Raw genomic sequence first — 18,847 nt, 5'->3', positions numbered from 1 at the left:
CACTGCCATGAGCCTATTGGGCACCAAATGGACCATCCACGGGGACGGCAGGACCGTCAAGCCGGGCCAGGTGGTGGCACCCCAGGAGCGGTTGGCCTGGCCGCTGACCATCGGGATCGGCCTGCAGCATGTGGTGGCCATGTTCGGCGCCACGTTCCTGGTGCCCATCCTTACAGGAATGCCGCCGGCCACGACCCTGTTTTTCTCCGGGATCGGCACCTTCTTCTTCCTGCTCCTCACCCGCGGCCGCGTCCCCAGCTACCTCGGTTCCAGCTTTGCCTTCATCGCCCCGATCATGGCGTCCCAAAAGGAGTTCGGCGTGGGAGGGGCGCTGGGCGGGGTGGTGATGGCCGGCGTCGTGCTGGCCCTGATCGGCGCGCTGGTGCAGAAGTTCGGCGCCACCTGGATCAACCGGCTCATGCCCGCGCCCGTGACAGGCACCATTGTGGCGCTGATCGGGCTGAACCTGGCGCCGTCCGCGAAAGACAACTTCCTCAAGGCCCCCGTCACCGCGTTCACCACACTGCTGGTGATCATCCTGGTCAGCGTGCTCTTCCGCGGCATCCTGGGCCGGCTGTCCATCCTGGTGGGCGTGGTGGTTGGCTACGTCGTGGCCGTGCTGCGCGGCGAGGTCGACTTCTCCGGCATCGACGGCGCTGCCTGGATCGGGCTGCCGCCGTTCCAGGCGCCCACGTTCCACGTCGCCGTGATCGGCCTGTTTGTGCCCGTGGTGCTGGTGCTGGTGGCGGAGAACATCGGCCACGTGAAGTCGGTGGCGCTGATGACCGGGGAGGACCTGGATCCCTACGCCGGGCGCGCCATCATGGCCGACGGCGTCGCCACCACCCTGGCCGGTCTCGGCGGCGGCTCCGGCACCACCACCTACGCGGAAAACATTGGCGTCATGGCGGCCACGAAGGTCTACTCCACGGCGGCCTACTATGTGGCGGCCTGCACGGCGCTGCTGCTGAGCTTCTTCCCGAAGTTCGGCGCCCTGATCGCCACCGTGCCCGTGGGCGTGCTGGGCGGCGCGGCCACACTGCTGTACGGCATGATCGGTGTGCTGGGAGTGCGGATCTGGGTGCAGAACAAGGTGGACTTTTCCAACACCATCAACCTGACCACCGCTGCCGTGGCGCTCATCGTGGGCGTGGCCGACTACACCTGGGCCGTGGGCGGCCTGCAGTTCGCCGGCATTGCGCTCGGCACGGCCGCGGCCCTGGTGGTCTACCACGGCATGCACGCGCTGGCGACGTGGCGCGGCACGGCGGCAGACCCCCTGGAGCCGGAAAAGGAACCCGCCCTCTGACCGAGGCCCGGTGACCCACCGCCCCGGGTGACCGGGCGTGTCGGGATCCGGGTTTCGACAGGCTCAACCGGCGACAGGCTCAACCGGCGGCAGCTTAGATGCCGTTAAGGGCCTCCGAGGTGGCCCGCGTTGTGTGCCGGGCTGCGTCGGCCAGGGCGGCCTCCGGCGATCCGGCCACATCGGTGGCGCTCACTGCCGCCACCACGCCGTGCGCCGCCAGCTCCTGGGGCGCCACGGCAATCCGGCCGGCCACCACGACGACGGGAATCCCCCTCGCGTGGGCGGCGTCGGCCACGCCGATGGGCGCCTTCCCCGACAGGGACTGCGCGTCCATGGAGCCCTCGCCCGTAATGACCAGGTCCGCGTCCGCCAGCGCCGCGTCCAGCCCCACCAGCTCCGCAACCAGGTCAAAACCACGCTCAATCGAGGCGTTGGCGTACGCCACAAACAGCGACGGAAAGCCGCCCGCCGCCCCGGCACCCGGAATGTCAATGTCCACGCCGGTGCTCTCCCGGACCAGCGACGCCAGGTGGCGCAGCCCGGCGTCGAGTTTCTCCACGGCGTCGTCGTCGGCACCCTTTTGCGGGCCGAAGATGTGGGCGGCGCCGTTGTAGCCGTACAGCGGGTTGTCCACGTCCACGGCCATGCGGATCCTGGCCGTGGCCAGGCGCGGGTCCAGCCCGGACGCGTCGACGGCGGCCACGTCCAGCAGCGAGCCGCCGCCCAGCGGCACCAGGTTGCCGTGGGCGTCCAGCAGCTTCAGGCCCAGCGCGCGCAGGGCGCCGGAACCGGCGTCGGTCATGGCCGAGCCGCCCAGGCCGATGATGATCTCGGTGGCACCGGCCTCCAGGGCGGCGGCAATGAGCTGCCCGGAACCGTAGGAATGGGCCCGCAAGGCGTTCTCCACGGTGGGCTCGGAAAGCAGGTAGCCACTGGCCTGGGCGGTTTCAATGACGGCCACATGGGTGTCCGGGTGGATGGCCCAGGCTGCGCCCACCGGCTTGATGATAGGACCCACCACGGGGTTGAGGTGCTCCTCGAAGCCGGCTGCGACGGCCGCCTCAAGGGTGCCCTCGCCGCCGTCGGCCACGGGCAGGGTGGTCACCACGGCGTCGGGGTAGACCCGGAGGGCGCCTTCGCTCATGGCGGCGGCCGCTTCGACGCCGGTCAGGGTGCCCTTGAACTTGTCGGGCGCAATCAGGATTCGCATGGCTCCATCCTGCCAGCCCGGCCGGCATGTTACGCAGTCGGGGCGGGCGCCGTGGAGCCCGGCGCCGCGGGGTTCCCCTCCGCGGGCCAGTACCCCCGCTCCCGCATGACGCCGGCCAGCAGCTCCGCACGGTCTGTCATGATGCCGTCCACGCCCAGGTCCAGCAGCCGGTGCATCTGCGCAGGGTCGTTGATGGTCCACACGTGCACCTTCAGCCCCAGCCGGTGGGCCTTCGCGACGGACCGCCGCGTCACGAGCCTCATGGACTTGTAGTGCGTCGGGACCTGCAGCACGTCCACGGTGCGCATCATGGCCGCCAGGACCGGCACGGGCATCCATGACTGCAGCGCAAAATAGGCGGCCAGCAGCGTCTTGCCGGGTGAACAGGCCACCGGCCGGCCCAGCCGCGCGAGCACGTCCTTCCGCCGCCGGTCTGAAAACGACGCCACGCAGACCCGGTCATGCAGGCCGAATTCCCCAATGAGCGCGGCGAGGTTGGCCGCGGACCGGCCATCCTTGACGTCGATGTTGAAATTGGCGTCCGGCAAGGAGGCAAAGAGTTCCCGCAGCGTTGGGAGGGGTTCCCGCCCGGCCACGCGTGCCTGCCGGACGACGGCGTAGGGCAGTTCCGCGATGGCCCCGCCCTTGTCGGTGACGCGGTCCAGGGTGGGGTCGTGGAAGACCATGGTGACGCCGTCACTGGTGGTGTTGATGTCGGTTTCCAGGTAGAGGTAGCCCAGGTCCAGGGCTGCCCGGAAGGCGGGAAGCGTGTTTTCGCCTCCGGCGGGGGCGAATCCGCGGTGGGCGATGGCCAGCGGGACGGGCGATGCCAGGTAGGGCTTGGCGCGCTTCACGTCCGCCGCCTACGTCCGGTGCAGTGCGGCGAGGCGCTGCTCGATGATTTGGGCCACGCCGTCGTCCACCATGCGTGGGGCCTGCATGGCCGCGGCGGCGAGCGCATCCGGGTGGCCGCTGGCCATGGCGTAGCCGGCGCCGGCCCAGCCGAGCATTTCGATGTCGTTGGGCATGTCGCCAAACGCCAGTACGTCCGCGGCCTCGATGCCCTTGGAGGCGGCGTACTCGGCGAGGGTGACGGCCTTGTTGACGCCCAGCGGCCCCATTTCCAGCAGGGCCATATCCGGCGCGGAGTGCGTGACGGCGATCAGCCTGCCAATGCTCGGGCGGACCAGCTCCAGAAATTCATCCGCCGTGCCGGAGTGGAGGATGGAGAGCATCTTGATGATGCCGCCGTCCTCCATCGACGGGGCCAAGGGCGCGGGCACCACGTCCCTGACATTGGCCGGGCGGTCCCTGGCAAGGAAGCCGGGTTCCACGTGGAAGCCGTCGAGGCTTTCCAAGGCAAAATACGGCTCCGGGACCAGGTCCGTGATCCTGGCGCGGACCTCGGCCACCGTCTCCCACGAAAGCAGGTGCGAGGCCACCACCGACTCGCTTTCCAGGCTGTAGGTGACGGCGCCGTTGGAGCAGATCACGGTTCCGGTGTGGCCGATTTGTTCCCGGATGGGGTCCAGCCAGCGCGGCGGGCGGCCGGTGACGAACACGATGTCGATCCCGGCGTCGGCGGCATCGCGGAAGGCGGCCACGGTGCGGGGGCTGATCCGTCCGTCGTGCCCCAGAATGGTTCCGTCGATGTCACTGGCAATTAAGCGCATACCCAAGGCTATCCAACTTCACGGGAAAGGGTGCACGGGGCCGCCCAGCATGCCTTATCGCCGATGAAGGGGCCAACCCGCGAGGAAGGTGTCAGTTGACACCTCTTTGGCGGGTTGGCCCCTTCATCGATGTGCGACGGCGAAAAGCGTGCGGGTTGGGGGCAGCCCTTACTGCACCTCGAAAATTCCCGTGATCCGGGCGCGGGCCAGGGTGTGGAAGGCCAGGTTGAAGCCCAGCACGGCCGGGGTGGCGTTCGGGTCCACGTCCAGCGCGGGGACGTCGACGGCGTGGACCACCACCATGTAGCGGTGCGGGCCGTGCCCGGCGGGAGGTGCGGCGCCCATGTAGCCGGGGAACCCGCCGTCGTTCTTCAGGGCCAGGGCGCCGTCGGGCAAAGGGGCACCCTCCGCCAGGGACGCCACGGACGCCGGGATGTTGGCCACGGCCCAGTGCCAGAAGCCGCTGGCCGTGGGGGCGTCGGGGTCGTACATGGTGACGGCGAAGCTGCGCGTGCCCTCCGGGAACCCGGACCAGGACAGCTGCGGGGACAGGTCCTGCCCGTCCGGGTGGCCGCCGGGATTGACTTGGCGCAGCGGCAGGGTGGCCCCGTCGGCAAAGGAAGTGCTGGTGAGCGTGAAGTCCGGGACGGGGGCAAGGAATGAGTAGGGGTCGAAATCATACATGGGGCTGGCCTTCCTGCAGTTCTTTTCGGGTGGGAGGGTTGGCGCCCGCGCGGGACACCGTGATGGCCGCGGCACGGGAGGCGTAACGGAGGATTTCCTCCAGTTGTTCACGGGTCATGGCACGCAGGGCGTCGCGGCGCTGGGCGCCGTCGAGTTCGCGGTCCACGAGGGCCCCCAGCAGCGCGGCCATGAAGGAATCCCCGGCGCCCACCGTGTCCACCACGGCCGTGGGCGGGACGGCGCACGCGGCCTCGCCGGCGGCGCACACGGCCCAGGGGCCGGCCGCGCCCTGCGTGACCACCACGACGGCGGGCCCTTCCGTGCCGCCCATGGCGAGCCAGCGGCGGGCCGAATCCTTCGGACGTGTGCCGGGGTAGAGCCACAGCAGGTCCTCGTCGGAGGCCTTGACGACGTCCGCGAGCGCCACGAACTTTTCGGCCTGCGCCCTCGCGTAGCCGGCGTCCGTGATGATGCTGGGGCGGGCGTTGGGGTCGTAGGAAATGGTGGCGGAGGGGTGGGCGGCAACGACGGCGTCGAAGACCTGCCCGGCTCCCGGGGCCAGCATGGCGGCGATGGAGCCGGTGTGGAGCAGCGTGGTGGCGGCCGGCATGAAGCTGGGGACGCCCTGGCCGTCCGCGGACGGCAGTTCCCAGTCCAGCGCGAACTCGTATTCGGCGGCGCCGTCCGCACCGACGACGGCACGGGCAACGGAGGTGGGGAGCCCGTCCGGGGCCACGGGCACCAGGACGTCGTTGTCTTTGAGATGCCCGGCGATCATGTCACCGTAGGCGTCCCTGCCGAAGCGGCCCAGGAACTGCGCGGGGTGGCCCAGCCGGGCCAGCCCCACGGCCACGTTCAGGGGGCTGCCGCCCACGTGCGGCACCGGTTTCCGCCCCGGGCGCACCACTTCGTCGATCAGGGCTTCACCGATTACCGTCAGCATGCCACCAGCCTACGGCCATGGCCGGAAAAGGGTGGAACGCGGCGAAATTTCCCCCGCGGCATGTTCGCCTTCCACCGGCCGCTGCACATAGGCTCGAAGGCATGAGCAGCCATTGGGAACGCCTTGACGAATCACTGCGTCCCTCCGTCGCCGCCTCCGTCGCCACCTATGAACGTGCCCGCCCGCAGCTGCTGGCCGTGACGGCGGAAATGGAGGCGCTGGTGCGCGAGGTCATGGAAGACGCGGACGAGCGGCCGTTGTTTGTCACCAGCCGCACCAAGACGGTGGAGTCGTTCCGGGAGAAGGCATCGCGGATGGTGGCCGCCGAACCCGGCGCCGCCCCCGTGCTGGCATTTCCGGAGCCGCTGCGCAATCTTACCGACATGGTGGGGGTGCGGGTCATCACCACGCTCCCCGGGGAAAATGCCAACGTGGCGAACCTGATCAAGCGGCGCCGGAACATCTTTGACTGCCGCGGGGACCGGGAGAAGGACATTGGCTCCATCGAATCCGGCACCTACGGCTATTCCAGCCGGCACCTGATCCTGCGCAGCATCCACAATGACGTGGTGCGGGCGTACCAGGAGGTGCTGGATCCGGAGGCCAAGGCCAACGGCAGCTACTTTTTTGAGTGCCAGATCCGCACCATTTTTGCCCATGCCTGGAGCGAGATTGAGCACGACATCCGTTTCAAGGCGCAGGACCCGCGTGCCTGGAGCCCGTACTTTGACCGCCAGTTCACGGCCACGGCGGCCATGTTGGAGACCGTGGAATCGGCCTTCTCGGAGCTGCACGAACGCTACGAGACCGTGACGAGCTTTTGGGACGCGGAAGGCGAAGGTGCGGAGTCGCTGACCCCGAACCGGATCAAGGCCGTGTGGCAGACCCTGCTCCCGCATGTGGACCGGAAGGCCGACGACGACTGGGGCTGGGCCGCCGAGCTGGTCGCCGCGCACGGGCTCACCAGGACCATCGACCTGGCCGCGCTGCTACAGCCGGAAATCATCTCCAACGTCCGCAAGGCCCTGGACCACCGCTACTCCCCGGGCCCGGACAGGCTGCTGGACGACCTGCTGCTGTGGCAGTTTGGCCAGAGCCACATCGACTTGACGGCTGAGGACGCCGACGCCGGGCAGACACCGCGGCGCGACAGCCTGCAGCGCCGCCACCAGCAAATGCAGCGCTACCGCAAGGCCATGGGCTTTTAGACGGCCGGGATCCGTATGCCCAGCAGTTCCAGCAGCCTGGCCGTCGAGCGGGTGGAATAGGACAGCGGGTCCTCCTCCCCGAGGGCAAAGCCGTACAGCAGCGACGCCGCGATGTTCTGCACCAGCATCTCCATGTCGCCGTCCGCCAGCATCCGGCCCGTCATGCGTTCCAGCCCGAGGTTCAGGGCCTGCGCCAACAGCGGCCGGTGGCTGCGGATGATCTCCTGCAGTTCCGGGTCGTGGCCGGCCTCCAGGATCGGGTTGAGCCGCATGGTGACCACGTCCGGGCCCAGCCTGGGGGCAAAATAGATGCCCGTCAGCCGCAGTGCCACCGACACGAGGCTGGATTCACCGCGCCGGCAGTCCAGGGCGGCCTTGAGGGCGCTTTCGGCGCGCAGGTCCTCGGCCCCTGCAACGGCAGTCCGGAACAGGTCCTTCTTGGACGGAAAATAGTAGTTCCCGGAGCCGGCGGCCAGCCCGGCGGCCTCGGCCACGCGTCGGTGCGTGACGGCGGAGGGGCCCTCGTCAATGAGCAATTGCGCGGCTGCCACGGCCATCAGCTCCCGTTTGGCCTGGCTACGACGTTGCTTGACTGTTCCCACCCCCCGCTCGACTGGACTGCCGGAATATTTCCACCGCTTCCGGCGCTACACCAAAAGCCATACAACAGTATGGGTTTTAGGATGGGCCAGACCGACCCACGCAACAGGGAAAGCGATTGCATCATGAGCATGGCAGCGGAAGCTCTCAAGATTGACTGGGCGACTATGCCTACGTACAACACCATCATGTCACTGGCCGCGGGGGCCGGGTTGCTGGCAGTGGTCATTTTTGGCCGTGACCTCCTCCGGCTCCGCCGCAACAAGGACGCCGCCGTCAGCACCGACGGCTGGTCCATGGCCTTTGGCGTGCTGGGCCTGATCCTCACCGCCACCGGCCTGCACATGACCTTGACGTGGCCGATGGCCGCAGGCGGCTTCCCGTTTGACAACATCATTTTCGGTGAGACCAGCCTGGGCTTTGGCGTGCTGTTGCTTGGCGCGGCCTTCTACCTGTGGCGCCGCGGCGGGGCCCTCACCTCGGCCCCCGACCCGGTTGCCTTCGCGGCCACGACGGCCCGCCCGCTGTCCCTTTTCATTGGCGGACTGGGCCTGAGCCTGTTCGCGATCGCCGCAGCCGGCATCACCTACCAGCTTTTTGCCGCGCCGGCCGAGGAGCCTATTTCCGGAACCTTCGCCGCCTACCCCATGATTGAGGCCACGTTCATGTCCGGGCTGTTCGCCCTCGTCGGCGTCGGCGCAGTGCTGTTCCCCGTCGCCGTTGCCAAGCTCCGCACGTCCGGCGCTGCCGCGGCCGGGCTGGTCAAGGTGATCGGCGTGGTGTGGTTCCTGGCCGGGCTGGCGTTCCTGCTCTTCGGTGCCATGAACTACTTCACGCACATCGGCCTCATCGTCCACACCATGTAGCTCGCAGGCCCGGCCTGGGTGCCGGGCCGGGTGCCGGGCCGGGGGCGGTCCCCGGGCGGTCCCCGGGCCGCCGGGGCCGTTGCACCCCATCCCATCACGTCCACATAATGGGATGACTTGTTCACGGGCTGGACCCGGCGGAAAATATAAAGGTGCCCCAGTCAACCAAATCCAGCCCGACATCCACCACGCCCGCCCAGGCGGACCGCACCGCGAGGATCGCCGTGACGGTCTTCCCGCTGCTCGTCATCGTCGCCGGCGTCCTCGGCTTCCTGCTCCCCGGCTCCTTCAAGCCGATGGCCCCGTCCGTGCCGTACCTGCTGGGCATCATCATGTTCTGCATGGGCCTGACGCTGACGCTGCCCGACTTTGCCGCCGTCGCCAAGCGCCCGTGGGCCGTGGCACTGGGGCTCGCCGCCCACTACGTCATCATGCCCGGCGCGGGCTGGCTCATTGCAATGGGCCTGCACCTGAGCCCGGAGCTGGCGGCCGGCGTGATCCTGGTGGGCTGCGCACCCAGCGGGACGTCGTCGAACGTCATGGCCTTTCTGGCCAAGGGCGACGTTGCCCTGTCCGTGGCCGTTGCCACCGTCTCCACGCTCGTGGCCCCCATCGTCATGCCCGCCCTGACGCTGTTTTTGGCCGGTTCCTTCCTGAACGTCGACGCCGGCGCCATGATGCTGGACATCCTCAAGACCGTGCTGCTGCCGGTCATCGCGGGCCTGCTGGTGCGATTGTTCCTCAACCGTGTGGTGGACTTTGTGGTGCCGGTGCTGCCGTGGATTTCCGCCGTGGTCATCTCCCTGATCGTGGCCATTGTGGTGGCGGGGTCCGCGTCCAAGATCGTGGCCGCCGGCGGCATCGTGTTCCTGGCCGTGGTCCTGCACAACGGCTTTGGCCTGGGCCTGGGCTACCTGGCCGGCAAGGCCGGCCGCCTGGACGCCCGCGCCCGGCGTGCCCTGGCCTTCGAGGTGGGCATGCAGAACTCGGGCCTGGCGGCCACCCTGGCCACCGCCCACTTCTCCCCGCTGGCCGCCCTGCCCTCCGCAGTGTTCTCGGTCTGGCACAACATCTCCGGCGCGGTCGTGGCCGCCTGGCTGGCCCGCAAGCCGCTCGCCGCCAAGTAGCGGCACCCCTGTCCAGCCGGCCTGTCTACCCCGTCCCGTTCACTCCGCCTGGACCCGCTTCATCCACGCCTCGATGCCGGGGACCATGGGGGCGCCTGGTGGCGTTCATGGCTGGACTGGCCGCAGCCGTTGGGCCCGGTGGCAATGGCCTCCATGCAGGCGGTGTCGCTGGAAGCCATGGCGCCAATTTTCCCACGGCCAATTGATGGTTCAGCTTGCGCGGGTTGGGCGGGCTTCAGCCCGCACAAGCTGCACCGCCGGATCGTGGTGCCTGGACCGGCTCAGCCCAATTTCCCGTTGATCCGTTGCGGCACGCCGAGCGGGTTGTCGTCGCGAAGCGCCGCGGGCAGCAGGTGCGCGGGCAGGCCCTGGTAGGCCACCGGGCGCAGGAACCGTGTGATCCCGGCCGTGCCCACCGACGTCGTCGTGGGTGCCGTGGTGGCCGGGTACGGCCCGCCGTGCTGCTGCGCGTAGGTCACCGACACGCCCGTGGGCCACTCGTTCCACAGCACGCGCCCGGCCTTTTTTGCCAGCAGCCGCACCAGCTCCGGTGCCACGTCTTCCGTCCCCTCCCCCTGGATCGACGCCGTCAGCTGCCCGTCCAGGACCCGGGCCACGGCCAACAGCTCCTGCTCGGAGTGGTACGTCGCCACCAGGGCGGACGGGCCAAAGCATTCGGTGACCAGGCCGTCCGGGTCGGCCAACAGGGCGGACGCCGTGGTCACCGTCAGCGCCGGGGCCGGCGGAACGTCAAAGGTGCCTTCCACGGCACCCAGGGCGTCAACGGCGTCGTGCTCCAACAGCGCGGACAGGGACGCCGTGTAGCCGGACTGGATGTGGCCGTTGAGCAGTGGCGCCGCCTCCGGGCGCGCCGCGGCGGACAGTTCGCCCGGCATCGACGAGGCGGCCGGGACCAGCAGGATCCCCGGCTTGGTGCAGAACTGCCCCGCGCCCAGGGTGTACGAGGCCACGAATTCGGCCACGATGTCCGCCCCGCGCGCCGCCGCGGCCGCCTCCGTCACGAACACGGGGTTCACGCTGCCCAGCTCGCCATAAAACGGGATGGGCTCGGGCCGTGAGGCGGCCAGGTCAAACAGGGCGCGCCCGCCGGCAAGGGAACCGGTGAATGCCCCGGCCTTGATCCGCGGGTCCAGCAGCGCGTCCCTCCCCACCTGGGTTCCGTAGACAAGTTGCAGCAGCCCGTCCGGCGCCCCGGCCCCGCGCAGGGCAGCGGCGGCAACGCGTCCGACGGCGGCCGAGAGCCTGGGGTGCCCCGGGTGCGCCTTGAGCACCACGGGACACCCGGCGGCGAGTGCCGAGCAGCTGTCGCCGCCCATGACGCTGAACGCAAAGGGAAAGTTGCTGGCGGCAAAGACCAGCACCGGGCCAAGGGGTTCAAGCACGCGGCGCAGGTCCGGCCGGGCTCCCATGGGCCAGCCGGCGTCGGCATGGTCGATCCGCGCGTCAAGGTAGCCGCCGTCGGTGAGGAGTTCGGCGAAGAGGCGCAGCTGGAAGGTGGTCCGCTTCAGCTCCCCGGACAGGCGCCCGGCGGTGAGGGAGGTTTCCTCCTGTGCGAGCGGGACCAGTTCCGGCGCGGCCGCGTCCAGCGCGTCCGCCACGGCGGTGAGGGCGGCGGCCCGGCCGGCAGCCGGCGCCGCCGCCCACATTGTGGCGGCAGCGTCCGCGGCCGCCACAATGCGTTCAAGTTCCGCGGGGGTGGTGTCGGCAATGCTCATGTCGGGTCTCCTTTGGCAGCGGGTGTTTCCAGGGGTGGCAGGGCCGGTTCCGGTTGCCCGGGGGCCATGGCCGCCAGCCGCCCCAGCGGCACCGGCGCGGCCAGTGCGCGCTTGGCCATGGCGCGCAGGTCGGCGGCAGCCGCCGGCCCTTCGAACGGGCGGCCGGCCAGGTTGGCGGCGATGGACGCGGCGGCGTAGCCGCACACGCGCCCCTGGCACCAGCCCATGCCGGGCCGGGCAAATGATTTCAGGCTGCGCGCGTCCCGGGCGCCAAGTTCCACGTGGGCGCGGCACAGCTCGCCGTAGCTGACTTCCTCGCAGCGGCACACCACGGTTTCGGGCACCAGCCAGCCCTGCCAGCGTTCCGGGACGGGGTTGGCACGGTGCATGGCCACGGCAAAGCCACGCAGCCTGGCCCGTTCGCGCTGCAGCCGGGCAATCCGGGCGCCGAGCCCGGCGGCGCCGGCCCGTGCCCCGCCGGATTCCGCCGCGACGCACAGCGCTGCCAGCTCGCCCTCGACGACGGCCATCGAGGCGCCGCCGACGCCGGCCGCCTCGCCGGCCACGCTGATGCCGGGGACGCCGGTCGCCAACCTGTCGTCCACCACGGCCACGAGCGAGCCGTCCACGTCCATCGTGGTTGCGGCGCCGGCGGCGAGCACCAGTTCCAACTGGGGGGTGAAGCCCCAGCCGAGCGCCACGACGTCGCAGCTGACCCGCCTGCCGGTTCCTGGCACAACCATGCCATCACGGGCCAGGCGTGACATGGTGACGGCCTCCACCCTGTCCGTGCCGTGGATTTCGGTGACGGCCGTGCGCACCCGGTACGGGATGCGGTGCCGGGCCAGCGCGGCCGCGTAGGCGGCGCCCTCCACGGCCTTCTCCGGCGCCTGCACCGCGCCGCGCAGGTTCCGCAGCCAGCCGGCCGGGCTGTTGGCCTCGCAAATCGCGGCCACCCTGATTCCTGCCCCCGCCAGCCCGGTCGCCACAGGGAGCAGGAACGGGCCGGTCCCGGCTACAACGGCAACCTTGCCGGCGGCGGTGCCGCTGCCTTTCAGGAGCGCCTGGACACCGCCCGCGGCCATGACGCCCGGCAGGTCCCACCCGGGAACGGGCAGCTGGCGGTCGTAGCCGCCGGGGCAAAGGATGAGGCGGCGGGCGCGGACCGTGGCCGGCAGCGCGTCCGGCGCACCGCCCGGAACGTCCAGGGCGGGTGCCAGGTGCAGCACGCCCGCCGCCGGACCGGCCGCCAGCAGCCACACCTGGGCGTTGCGCCAATACGTGATGCGGCCGGCGGATTCATGGGCGTACAGCCGGGCGCGAAGCACCGCGAACCGCTGCCAGCCGTGGTGGCCGGCGGGCTCCGGGGCGCCGGCCGACGCCTCCCCCTCCACCGGGTGCCGCCAAAACTGCCCGCCCGGCTGCGCCCCGGCGTCCACGAGCGCCACGGACAGCCCGGCATCGGCGGCATGCACGGCGGCGGCCAGCCCGGCCGGCCCGGCGCCCACCACGGCCACGTCAAACATCGCGCCCCTCCCCCGCATCTTCGGACTCCGTGCGCAGTTCCATGCCGTCCCGTGCTGGGGTGAGGCAGGCGCGCTGGTTGGGGACGCCGTCGACCGTCAACAGGCAGTCAAAGCAGACGCCGATGCCACAGAACAGCCCGCGCGGGCGCCCTGCGTGGCGGGTGGTGCGCCACGAGGCGATGCCCGCACCGGCCAGGGCGGCGCCGACCGTTTGGCCCGGCCGGGCGGACAGCGGGGCGCCGTCCAGGGACAGCTGAAGCTCAGGCATGGGCGGCCTCCGTCTCGGGGTCCGGGGAGTGCAGGTCGAAGCGTTCGGGGGCAAACGGCGCCAGGTCCATGGCGGGTGTGGCGCCGGCCAGGGACGCGGCAATCAGTGCCCCGGTCCCCACGGCGAGGCCGATTCCCGCGCCTTCGTGCCCGCAGGCGTGCCACAGCCCGGGGGCCCGCGGGTCGGGGCCGATCACGGGCAGGTGGTCGGGGCAGTAGGGCCGGAATCCGGAGTAGCTGCGCAACGCCTTCACGCCGGCCAGGAACGGGAACAGCGCGATGGCCTTGCCTGCCATTTCGGCCAGGACACGGGGGTTGAACTGCTTGTCAAAGCCCACGCGTTCGCGGCTGGAGCCGATCAGGATGGTGCCGCCGCGAGTGCCCTCCACCACGGGGGACGTCTGCAGGCCTGCGTCGGAGCTGGCCACGTTGTCCACGTATTCGGCCGCGTAGACCTTGTGCCGCACCATGGGGGGAAGCGGTTCGGTGACCATCACGTAGCCCTTGCGCGGCAGCACGGGGACGTTGACGCCGGCCAGCTGCGCGACGGCCCCGCCCCAGGTGCCGGCCGCGTTGACCACGGCGTTCGCGGAAATGGCGCCGCGGCCGGTGGCCACGCCCGTCACCCTGCCGCCGGACCGCGTGAACCCGGTGACGCCCGTGTCCGGGTGGACGGTGGCGCCCAGCGTGCGTGCCAGCCGCAGCAGGTGGGCGGCGGCGAGCATGGGCTGCACCTGCGCGTCCTGGGGGTAGTACGCGCCGCCCGCCAGGCCGGGGGCCAGCTGCGGCTCATGGCCCGCCAGGTCCTGCGCGTCCACCAGTTCGACGTCGATACCCGCCTCCCGCTGCCTGCCCGCCAGCCGCTCGAGGTTGGCCTGGGTGCCGGGCCTGGCGGACACCACCAGGCCGCCCTTGGATTCAAATTCCCAAAGGTGGCCGAATTCGGCCAGCTCTCCGCGCCACAGGGACTGGGAATACTGCGCCAGGTCGAGTTCGGGGCCGGCCTCTTTGTCGGAGACCAGGAGGTTTCCCTCGCAGGCGCTGGAGGTGCCGCCGGCAACGGCGCCCTGGTCCACGACGGCCACGCGGAACCCAGCACGCGCGGCAGAGTACGCACACGCGGCGCCCACGGCGCCGGCGCCGATGACTACGACGTCAGCAGAGCGGGGCAGCAACATTTCAGTAGTATGTCACATGTCACAGCTGGCGAACACCCCCTGTCCGGCCGGTGTGCCGTGACGGCTTCCGCGGATGCGGGAGGCCCTACGGCTTGGCCCATTCGCCGCGGACGTGGCCGATGTGCCGGGTCATCAGCGCCTGCGCCTCGGCGGCCTTGCCGGCAGCCATCAGCTCCACCAGGTCCAGGTGCTCCACGGCCATCCCGCGCAGCTCCCCGGAGGCGGCCAAGGGCGCCAGGCCCAGCAGCCGGGTGTGCGCCCGTAGCTCGGTGATGAGCGTGACGAGGCGTTTGTTGCCGCTGTACTCCAGGATGGCGATGTGGAAGGCGCGGTCCGCCTCGGTATAGGAAATCAGCTCACCCTGGCCGGCAAAGTCAACGATGGCGGCGGCCATCCCGCGCAGCCGTTCCAGCCCGTCCGCATCGATCAACGGCGTCACGTCGGCAACCGTGGGCGGTTCGATGAGCAGGCGCAGGGCCGTGATTTCATCAAGGTCGGCGTCGGAGACCTCGGTGACGCGGAAGCCCTTGTTGGGCAGCGAGACCACCAGCCCCTCCTTGACAAGGTCCAGCATGGCCTCGCGGACCGGCGTGGGTGAAACGCCAAAACGCTTCCCCAGGGTAGGCGCCGAATACACCTCCCCGGGCTTCATCTCCCCGGAAATGACGGCAGCCCGCAGGGCCTGGGCCACCGTTTCGCGCAGGCTCACACTCTTCTTGACGGCAGCGAGGTGCGTCGTCGTCTCCATGGAGCCCATGGCCCCTCCGTTCCCCAGCCCTGCATTGAATGTGGGACGGCCGTCCCTGTGCAATATGATATTTTAGTCCCTCGCGGGATGGCCCGCGAAGCGTTCATGGGCCAGTCCGGCCACCACGATGTCCTCCCACGACATCCCAACGCCCGTGTACAGCAGCGGCGTTCCCTCCTCCGGCACAAAACGGCCGCCCACCAGCTCGGCCAGCGTGCCGAGCCCGCCCTCCGCCCACTCCTGCGCGGAACGGGCCGGGATCAGGTCCCCGGCCTCGCGCAGCGCCGAGGCCCGGCCCTCCACCACCACCGAGGCACGCCGCGCCAGCACCGGGTCGATTTCGCGGGCCTCCAGGCCGTGCGAGCCAATCGCAGCCACGACGGCCGAGTCCCGCACCAGGGCGCCGTCAAACACGGGCTCCGGGGAGGAGGTGGCACACACCACGACGTCGGCGCCTTCGACCTCCGAGGGGGATCCGGCCCGTGCCGCCACGCCCCGCGAGGCCCACCTGGCCGCCAGTTCCTGCGCCGCACCGGCCCTCCGGCCCACCACCACGAGGGACGCCAGGCCGCACACCGCCTGCAGCGCCCCAATGTGCCGGTCGGCCTGCAGCGAGGTGCCAAACACCACCACGGCGCCGGCGGAGGCGGCACCCCGCAGCGCCAGCAGGTGCTTGAGCGCCATGGCCGTCACGGCGGGCGTGCGGACGAGCGTCAGCTCGGCCCCGTCCATGGCGCACAACGGTGTTAAATACGTGCCGTCGAGTAGCAGGTAGGTGCCCTGTATCTTCGGGTGCCCCTTGGCGGGATTCCCGGGCGCCACCGTGGCCACCTTGACCCCGGCGTAGCGGGCGGACTGCGCCGGCATGAGCAGGAACTCGCCGGCGGCCAGCGGGGCGAACAGCCGCGGGGGATCCAGCTCCGGGTCCTGGCCGCCGCGCAGGGCGTCCTCCAGCGCGGCCACGGCGGCGGCCGGCGGCACCAGCGCCCGCAGGGCGGCTGCATCGATGTATGGCAGGGTCATGGGGCTCCTTCGGCGGGGTTCCCTCGCGGTCTGTCTGCAAGTTCGACGCCGGCCCGTCCGTCCGCGCCGGCACCCACCCGCGCGACTGCTCCGGTGCACTGCCCCAGCCGGCCGGCGTCGGCGGCGCCCAGCAGCACCACCGGCACTCGTGTGCCATAAAGTTCCGCGGCGGCCAGGGCCCCCAGCGCCACAATGGCGTCCCGGGCCGTCAGCAGGATGGCCGCGGGGCCCACGCCGGCGCGGATTTGCTCGGCCAGCACCGACGAGGAGGAACTGGAGCCGCGCGAGGCGTCCATCAACAGCACCCGGCCAGCCAGGGAGCAGCCGTGTTGTGGATGGTGGGCGTCGATGACCAGGCCCGTCCCGCGGTCCGTGCCGCCCCAAAACGAGAGCGGCTCGGTGAGCACCAGCAGGGGCCCGCTTCCCTCGCCGGGGCACAGCGTCCGCCCCGTGAGCCGGGCGTGGCCGCCCGCCTCCGCCTCAACCCCACAGCCCGTCATCGCGCACCACCTTTCCGGCGCAGGCCGAGTCGAGGCATTCGGACAGCGTGCCAAACACCACGTCCACCCCGAGGTTCATCGGCGCATACCAGGCCCACTTGCCCGAGGGCGTCATGACGGTGCGTTCCTGCGGGCCCAGGATGGGCGTGATGTACGTGCAGGTGTCCACCACAATGCGGGCCCCGCGCTCCTCGGCGGCCTGCACCAGCCCGGCTTCCCGGGCCTGCCCCAACACTTCGCGGGAGGTGTTGATCCACACGGTGCAGCCGGGGTGGAAGGCGGGCCGGCCCTCCAGCGCGGCGGCCAGCTTGCCAAACTCGTGCACGGAAAAGTGCGGGGTGCCCAGGGCCACGGCGTCCAGCGGGGCGGCGGCGTCCGCGGTGGTCAGCTCGTCCCGGGCCGCCCGCAGCATGCCCGTGGTGACGGTTACGGCGGGCAGCCCCGCCCAGGCGCGGCCGGCGGCCACTGCCTCGGGCGTCACGCCGGCCACGTGGAAAAGGGCCACGCCGCCGGCGGACGCCGAGGTGGCCCCGAGCGCCTTGAGCTTGTCCTCGTCCGCCAGCGCCGGGTCGATCCCGGTCAGCAGCGGCACCCCGGTGCCGGACTGCCGCCCCACCACGTCCCCCAGGGCGGCCCAGACCGCCTCCTCCGCCAGCATGGACGCGGGCAGCGCGGAGCAGTCAAGCTCCAGCGTGGGCACGCGGTTGGCGTCCAGGTGCAGCCCGGCCTGCGGCACGCGGCCGGTGACGGCGGCGCAGATGTCGATGAAATCGCCATACCGCTCGGTCCGGGCGCCCAGCACGGAATTGGCAAAGACAATCGCGTTGGATTCCGCCCACGCCACGTCCTCGCCAAAGGCGGGCCGGTCCAGGGACTGGTACGGCGCACAGGTCCAGGTGGCGCGCGCCCCGAGGGTCCGGTAGGCGTCCATGAGCGCCCGGGCGGGGGCGGCCTCCCCGGGCGGCAGCCGCACCAGGCCCGGATGCATCAGGTCCAGCGAGCCCACGTTCAAGGTGGTGGGGACGGCCACCCTGGCGCCCAGCCCGGCCAGTTTTTGGGCGAAGTCGAGCCCGGCCTGCCCGTGGTACAGGCAGCTGTCAATGTGCGCCCCCCTGACGGGGATGAGCCGTTCGGCGCCCAGCACGCCCGCCAGGGCGGCCACCAGGCGCATGGCCATGGCGGCACCGGGGCCGCGGCCGCCGTCGAGCATGGCCTTTTCCTCCCCGCTGAGCGCCAGGGCGGTCACAGCAAAAACCCTGCCGGGAAGGGGTCCTCGGGGTCCAGGTGGTACTGGGCTGTACCCGTCACCCAGGCCCGCCCCGTGATGGTGGGGACGACGGCGGGCAGCCCGCCCACCGTCGCCGTCTCCACGAGCCGGCCGGTGAACTGGGTGCCGATGAACGATTCGTTCACGAAGTCCGTGTTGAGGGCCAGCTCGCCCCGGGCGTGCAACTGGGCCATGCGGGCGCTGGTGCCGGTGCCGCAGGGCGAGCGGTCAAACCAGCCCGGATGGATGGCCATGGCGTGGCGGGAGTGCTGCGCCGTGGAGCCGGGCGCCTTCAGGTAAACGTGGTGGCAGCCGGTGATGTCGGCCCGTTCGGGGTGTACGGGCGGGTTGTGGCCGTTGATGGCGGCCATGATTTTCAGGCCCGCGTCCAGCAGGCGGTCCTTGGCAGCACGCTCAAACGGCAGGCCCAGCGATTCGAGGTCCACGATGGCGTAAAAGTTCCCGCCGAACGCCATGTCGTAGCGGACCTCGCCGATGCCGTCCACGCCCACCCGCTGGTCCAGGGCGAGCGAAAACGAGGGCACGTTGCGGATGGTGACGGACCGTGCCGCGCCGCCTTCCACGGCCACCTCGGCCACCACCAGCCCGGCGGGGGTGTCCAGCCGGATGGTGGTCACCGGTTCCACCACCGGCACCATGCCGGTTTCCACCAGCACGGTTGCCACGCCGATGGTGCCGTGGCCGCACATGGGCAGCAGTCCGGAGACCTCGATGAACAGCACGCCGTAGTCGGCGTCGGGCCGGGTGGGCGGCTGCAGGATGGCCCCGCTCATGGAGGCGTGGCCGCGGGGTTCGTACATGAGCAGGGTGCGCACGTCGTCGCTGTGGTCCATGAACCACTGCCGCCGCTGCGCCATGGTGTCCCCGGGGATGGTGCCCACGCCGCCGGTGACGACGCGGGTGGGCATTCCCTCGGTGTGGGATTCCACGGTGTGGATGACCCGCTTGGAGCGCATGGATG

Annotated in this window: 19 protein-coding genes; 4 read left to right on the top strand and 15 right to left on the bottom strand. The window is 70.8% G+C overall.

Annotated elements, in window-relative coordinates; genetic code table 11:
• The first annotated feature begins 7 nt into the window (after positions 1-7).
• Entirely contained in the window at positions 8-1,309 is a 1,302-nt protein-coding gene (locus G6035_RS06710; RefSeq protein WP_176616339.1) for a uracil-xanthine permease family protein, read from the top strand.
• A 94-nt stretch (positions 1,310-1,403) separates the two neighbouring features.
• Here the strand turns inward: G6035_RS06710 and G6035_RS06705 are convergent, their stop codons facing one another.
• The 5 genes from G6035_RS06705 to G6035_RS06685 form a co-directional block, all read right to left on the bottom strand.
• On the bottom strand, positions 1,404-2,519 hold the full coding sequence (locus G6035_RS06705; RefSeq protein WP_176616302.1) for a glycerate kinase: 1,116 nt from the start codon (positions 2,517-2,519) through the stop codon (positions 1,404-1,406).
• A 29-nt stretch (positions 2,520-2,548) separates the two neighbouring features.
• Positions 2,549-3,373 carry a glycerophosphodiester phosphodiesterase gene (locus G6035_RS06700; RefSeq protein ID WP_256882219.1) on the bottom strand — a complete coding sequence of 275 codons (825 nt, stop codon included), beginning with the start codon at positions 3,371-3,373 and terminating at the stop codon, positions 2,549-2,551.
• 9 nt (positions 3,374-3,382) lie between these two features.
• Complete coding sequence (locus G6035_RS06695; protein WP_176616301.1) at positions 3,383-4,192, bottom strand: HAD family hydrolase; 810 nt, start codon at positions 4,190-4,192, stop codon at positions 3,383-3,385.
• A gap of 168 nt (positions 4,193-4,360) precedes the next feature.
• A complete protein-coding gene (locus G6035_RS06690; RefSeq protein WP_176616300.1) occupies positions 4,361-4,876 on the bottom strand; it encodes a YbhB/YbcL family Raf kinase inhibitor-like protein in 516 nt (171 codons plus the stop codon).
• Complete coding sequence (locus G6035_RS06685; protein ID WP_176616299.1) at positions 4,869-5,819, bottom strand: carbohydrate kinase; 951 nt, start codon at positions 5,817-5,819, stop codon at positions 4,869-4,871. Before G6035_RS06685 ends, G6035_RS06690 begins: the two co-directional genes overlap by 8 nt.
• Positions 5,820-5,920: 101 nt before the next feature.
• Between G6035_RS06685 and G6035_RS06680 the strand changes: the two genes are divergently transcribed.
• Positions 5,921-7,027 (top strand): GTP pyrophosphokinase family protein, encoded by a 1,107-nt coding sequence (locus tag G6035_RS06680; RefSeq protein WP_176616298.1) that lies wholly within the window; start codon positions 5,921-5,923, stop codon positions 7,025-7,027.
• On the opposite strand, the gene G6035_RS06675 is transcribed toward G6035_RS06680, so the two are convergent.
• The gene (locus G6035_RS06675) at positions 7,024-7,629 is read right to left on the bottom strand and encodes a TetR family transcriptional regulator (protein WP_176616297.1); all 606 of its coding nucleotides are present in this window, start codon (positions 7,627-7,629) and stop codon (positions 7,024-7,026) included. The two genes, G6035_RS06680 and G6035_RS06675, sit on opposite strands and share 4 nt — an antisense overlap.
• A gap of 129 nt (positions 7,630-7,758) precedes the next feature.
• Between G6035_RS06675 and G6035_RS06670 the strand changes: the two genes are divergently transcribed.
• Both G6035_RS06670 and G6035_RS06665 read left to right on the top strand, forming a co-directional pair.
• Positions 7,759-8,493: a DUF981 family protein gene (locus G6035_RS06670; protein WP_256127789.1), complete on the top strand. Its 735-nt coding sequence runs from the start codon at positions 7,759-7,761 to the stop codon at positions 8,491-8,493.
• A gap of 152 nt (positions 8,494-8,645) precedes the next feature.
• A complete protein-coding gene (locus tag G6035_RS06665) occupies positions 8,646-9,620 on the top strand; it encodes a bile acid:sodium symporter family protein (protein ID WP_176616295.1) in 975 nt (324 codons plus the stop codon).
• Between the two features lie 281 nt (positions 9,621-9,901).
• Here the strand turns inward: G6035_RS06665 and G6035_RS06660 are convergent, their stop codons facing one another.
• The 9 genes from G6035_RS06660 to G6035_RS06620 form a co-directional block, all read right to left on the bottom strand.
• Entirely contained in the window at positions 9,902-11,356 is a 1,455-nt protein-coding gene (locus G6035_RS06660) for an aldehyde dehydrogenase family protein (protein ID WP_176616294.1), read from the bottom strand.
• On the bottom strand, positions 11,353-12,882 hold the full coding sequence (locus tag G6035_RS20395; protein ID WP_305144519.1) for an NAD(P)/FAD-dependent oxidoreductase: 1,530 nt from the start codon (positions 12,880-12,882) through the stop codon (positions 11,353-11,355). Before G6035_RS20395 ends, G6035_RS06660 begins: the two co-directional genes overlap by 4 nt.
• Positions 12,875-13,150, bottom strand: coding sequence for a (2Fe-2S)-binding protein (locus G6035_RS06650; protein WP_176616292.1), 276 nt, complete (start codon positions 13,148-13,150; stop codon positions 12,875-12,877). The genes G6035_RS20395 and G6035_RS06650 overlap by 8 nt, the downstream gene beginning before the upstream one ends.
• A complete protein-coding gene (locus G6035_RS06645; RefSeq protein WP_176616291.1) occupies positions 13,143-14,327 on the bottom strand; it encodes an FAD-binding oxidoreductase in 1,185 nt (394 codons plus the stop codon). Before G6035_RS06645 ends, G6035_RS06650 begins: the two co-directional genes overlap by 8 nt.
• A gap of 85 nt (positions 14,328-14,412) precedes the next feature.
• The gene (locus G6035_RS06640) at positions 14,413-15,084 is read right to left on the bottom strand and encodes a GntR family transcriptional regulator (protein WP_256127788.1); all 672 of its coding nucleotides are present in this window, start codon (positions 15,082-15,084) and stop codon (positions 14,413-14,415) included.
• Positions 15,085-15,147: 63 nt separating this feature from the next.
• The gene (locus G6035_RS06635; protein WP_176616290.1) at positions 15,148-16,098 is read right to left on the bottom strand and encodes an ornithine cyclodeaminase family protein; all 951 of its coding nucleotides are present in this window, start codon (positions 16,096-16,098) and stop codon (positions 15,148-15,150) included.
• On the bottom strand, positions 16,095-16,598 hold the full coding sequence (locus tag G6035_RS06630) for an aconitase X swivel domain-containing protein (RefSeq protein WP_176616289.1): 504 nt from the start codon (positions 16,596-16,598) through the stop codon (positions 16,095-16,097). Before G6035_RS06630 ends, G6035_RS06635 begins: the two co-directional genes overlap by 4 nt.
• Positions 16,579-17,844: an aconitase X catalytic domain-containing protein gene (locus G6035_RS06625; RefSeq protein ID WP_256882209.1), complete on the bottom strand. Its 1,266-nt coding sequence runs from the start codon at positions 17,842-17,844 to the stop codon at positions 16,579-16,581. Before G6035_RS06625 ends, G6035_RS06630 begins: the two co-directional genes overlap by 20 nt.
• The gene (locus tag G6035_RS06620; RefSeq protein ID WP_176616288.1) at positions 17,841-18,842 is read right to left on the bottom strand and encodes a proline racemase family protein; all 1,002 of its coding nucleotides are present in this window, start codon (positions 18,840-18,842) and stop codon (positions 17,841-17,843) included. The genes G6035_RS06625 and G6035_RS06620 overlap by 4 nt, the downstream gene beginning before the upstream one ends.
• Between the last annotated feature and the right edge of the window lie 5 nt (positions 18,843-18,847).

The organism is Arthrobacter sp. SDTb3-6, assembly GCF_013376095.1.
GTDB lineage: Bacteria > Actinomycetota > Actinomycetes > Actinomycetales > Micrococcaceae > Specibacter.
This window is presented reverse-complemented; position numbering and strand designations above follow the sequence as displayed.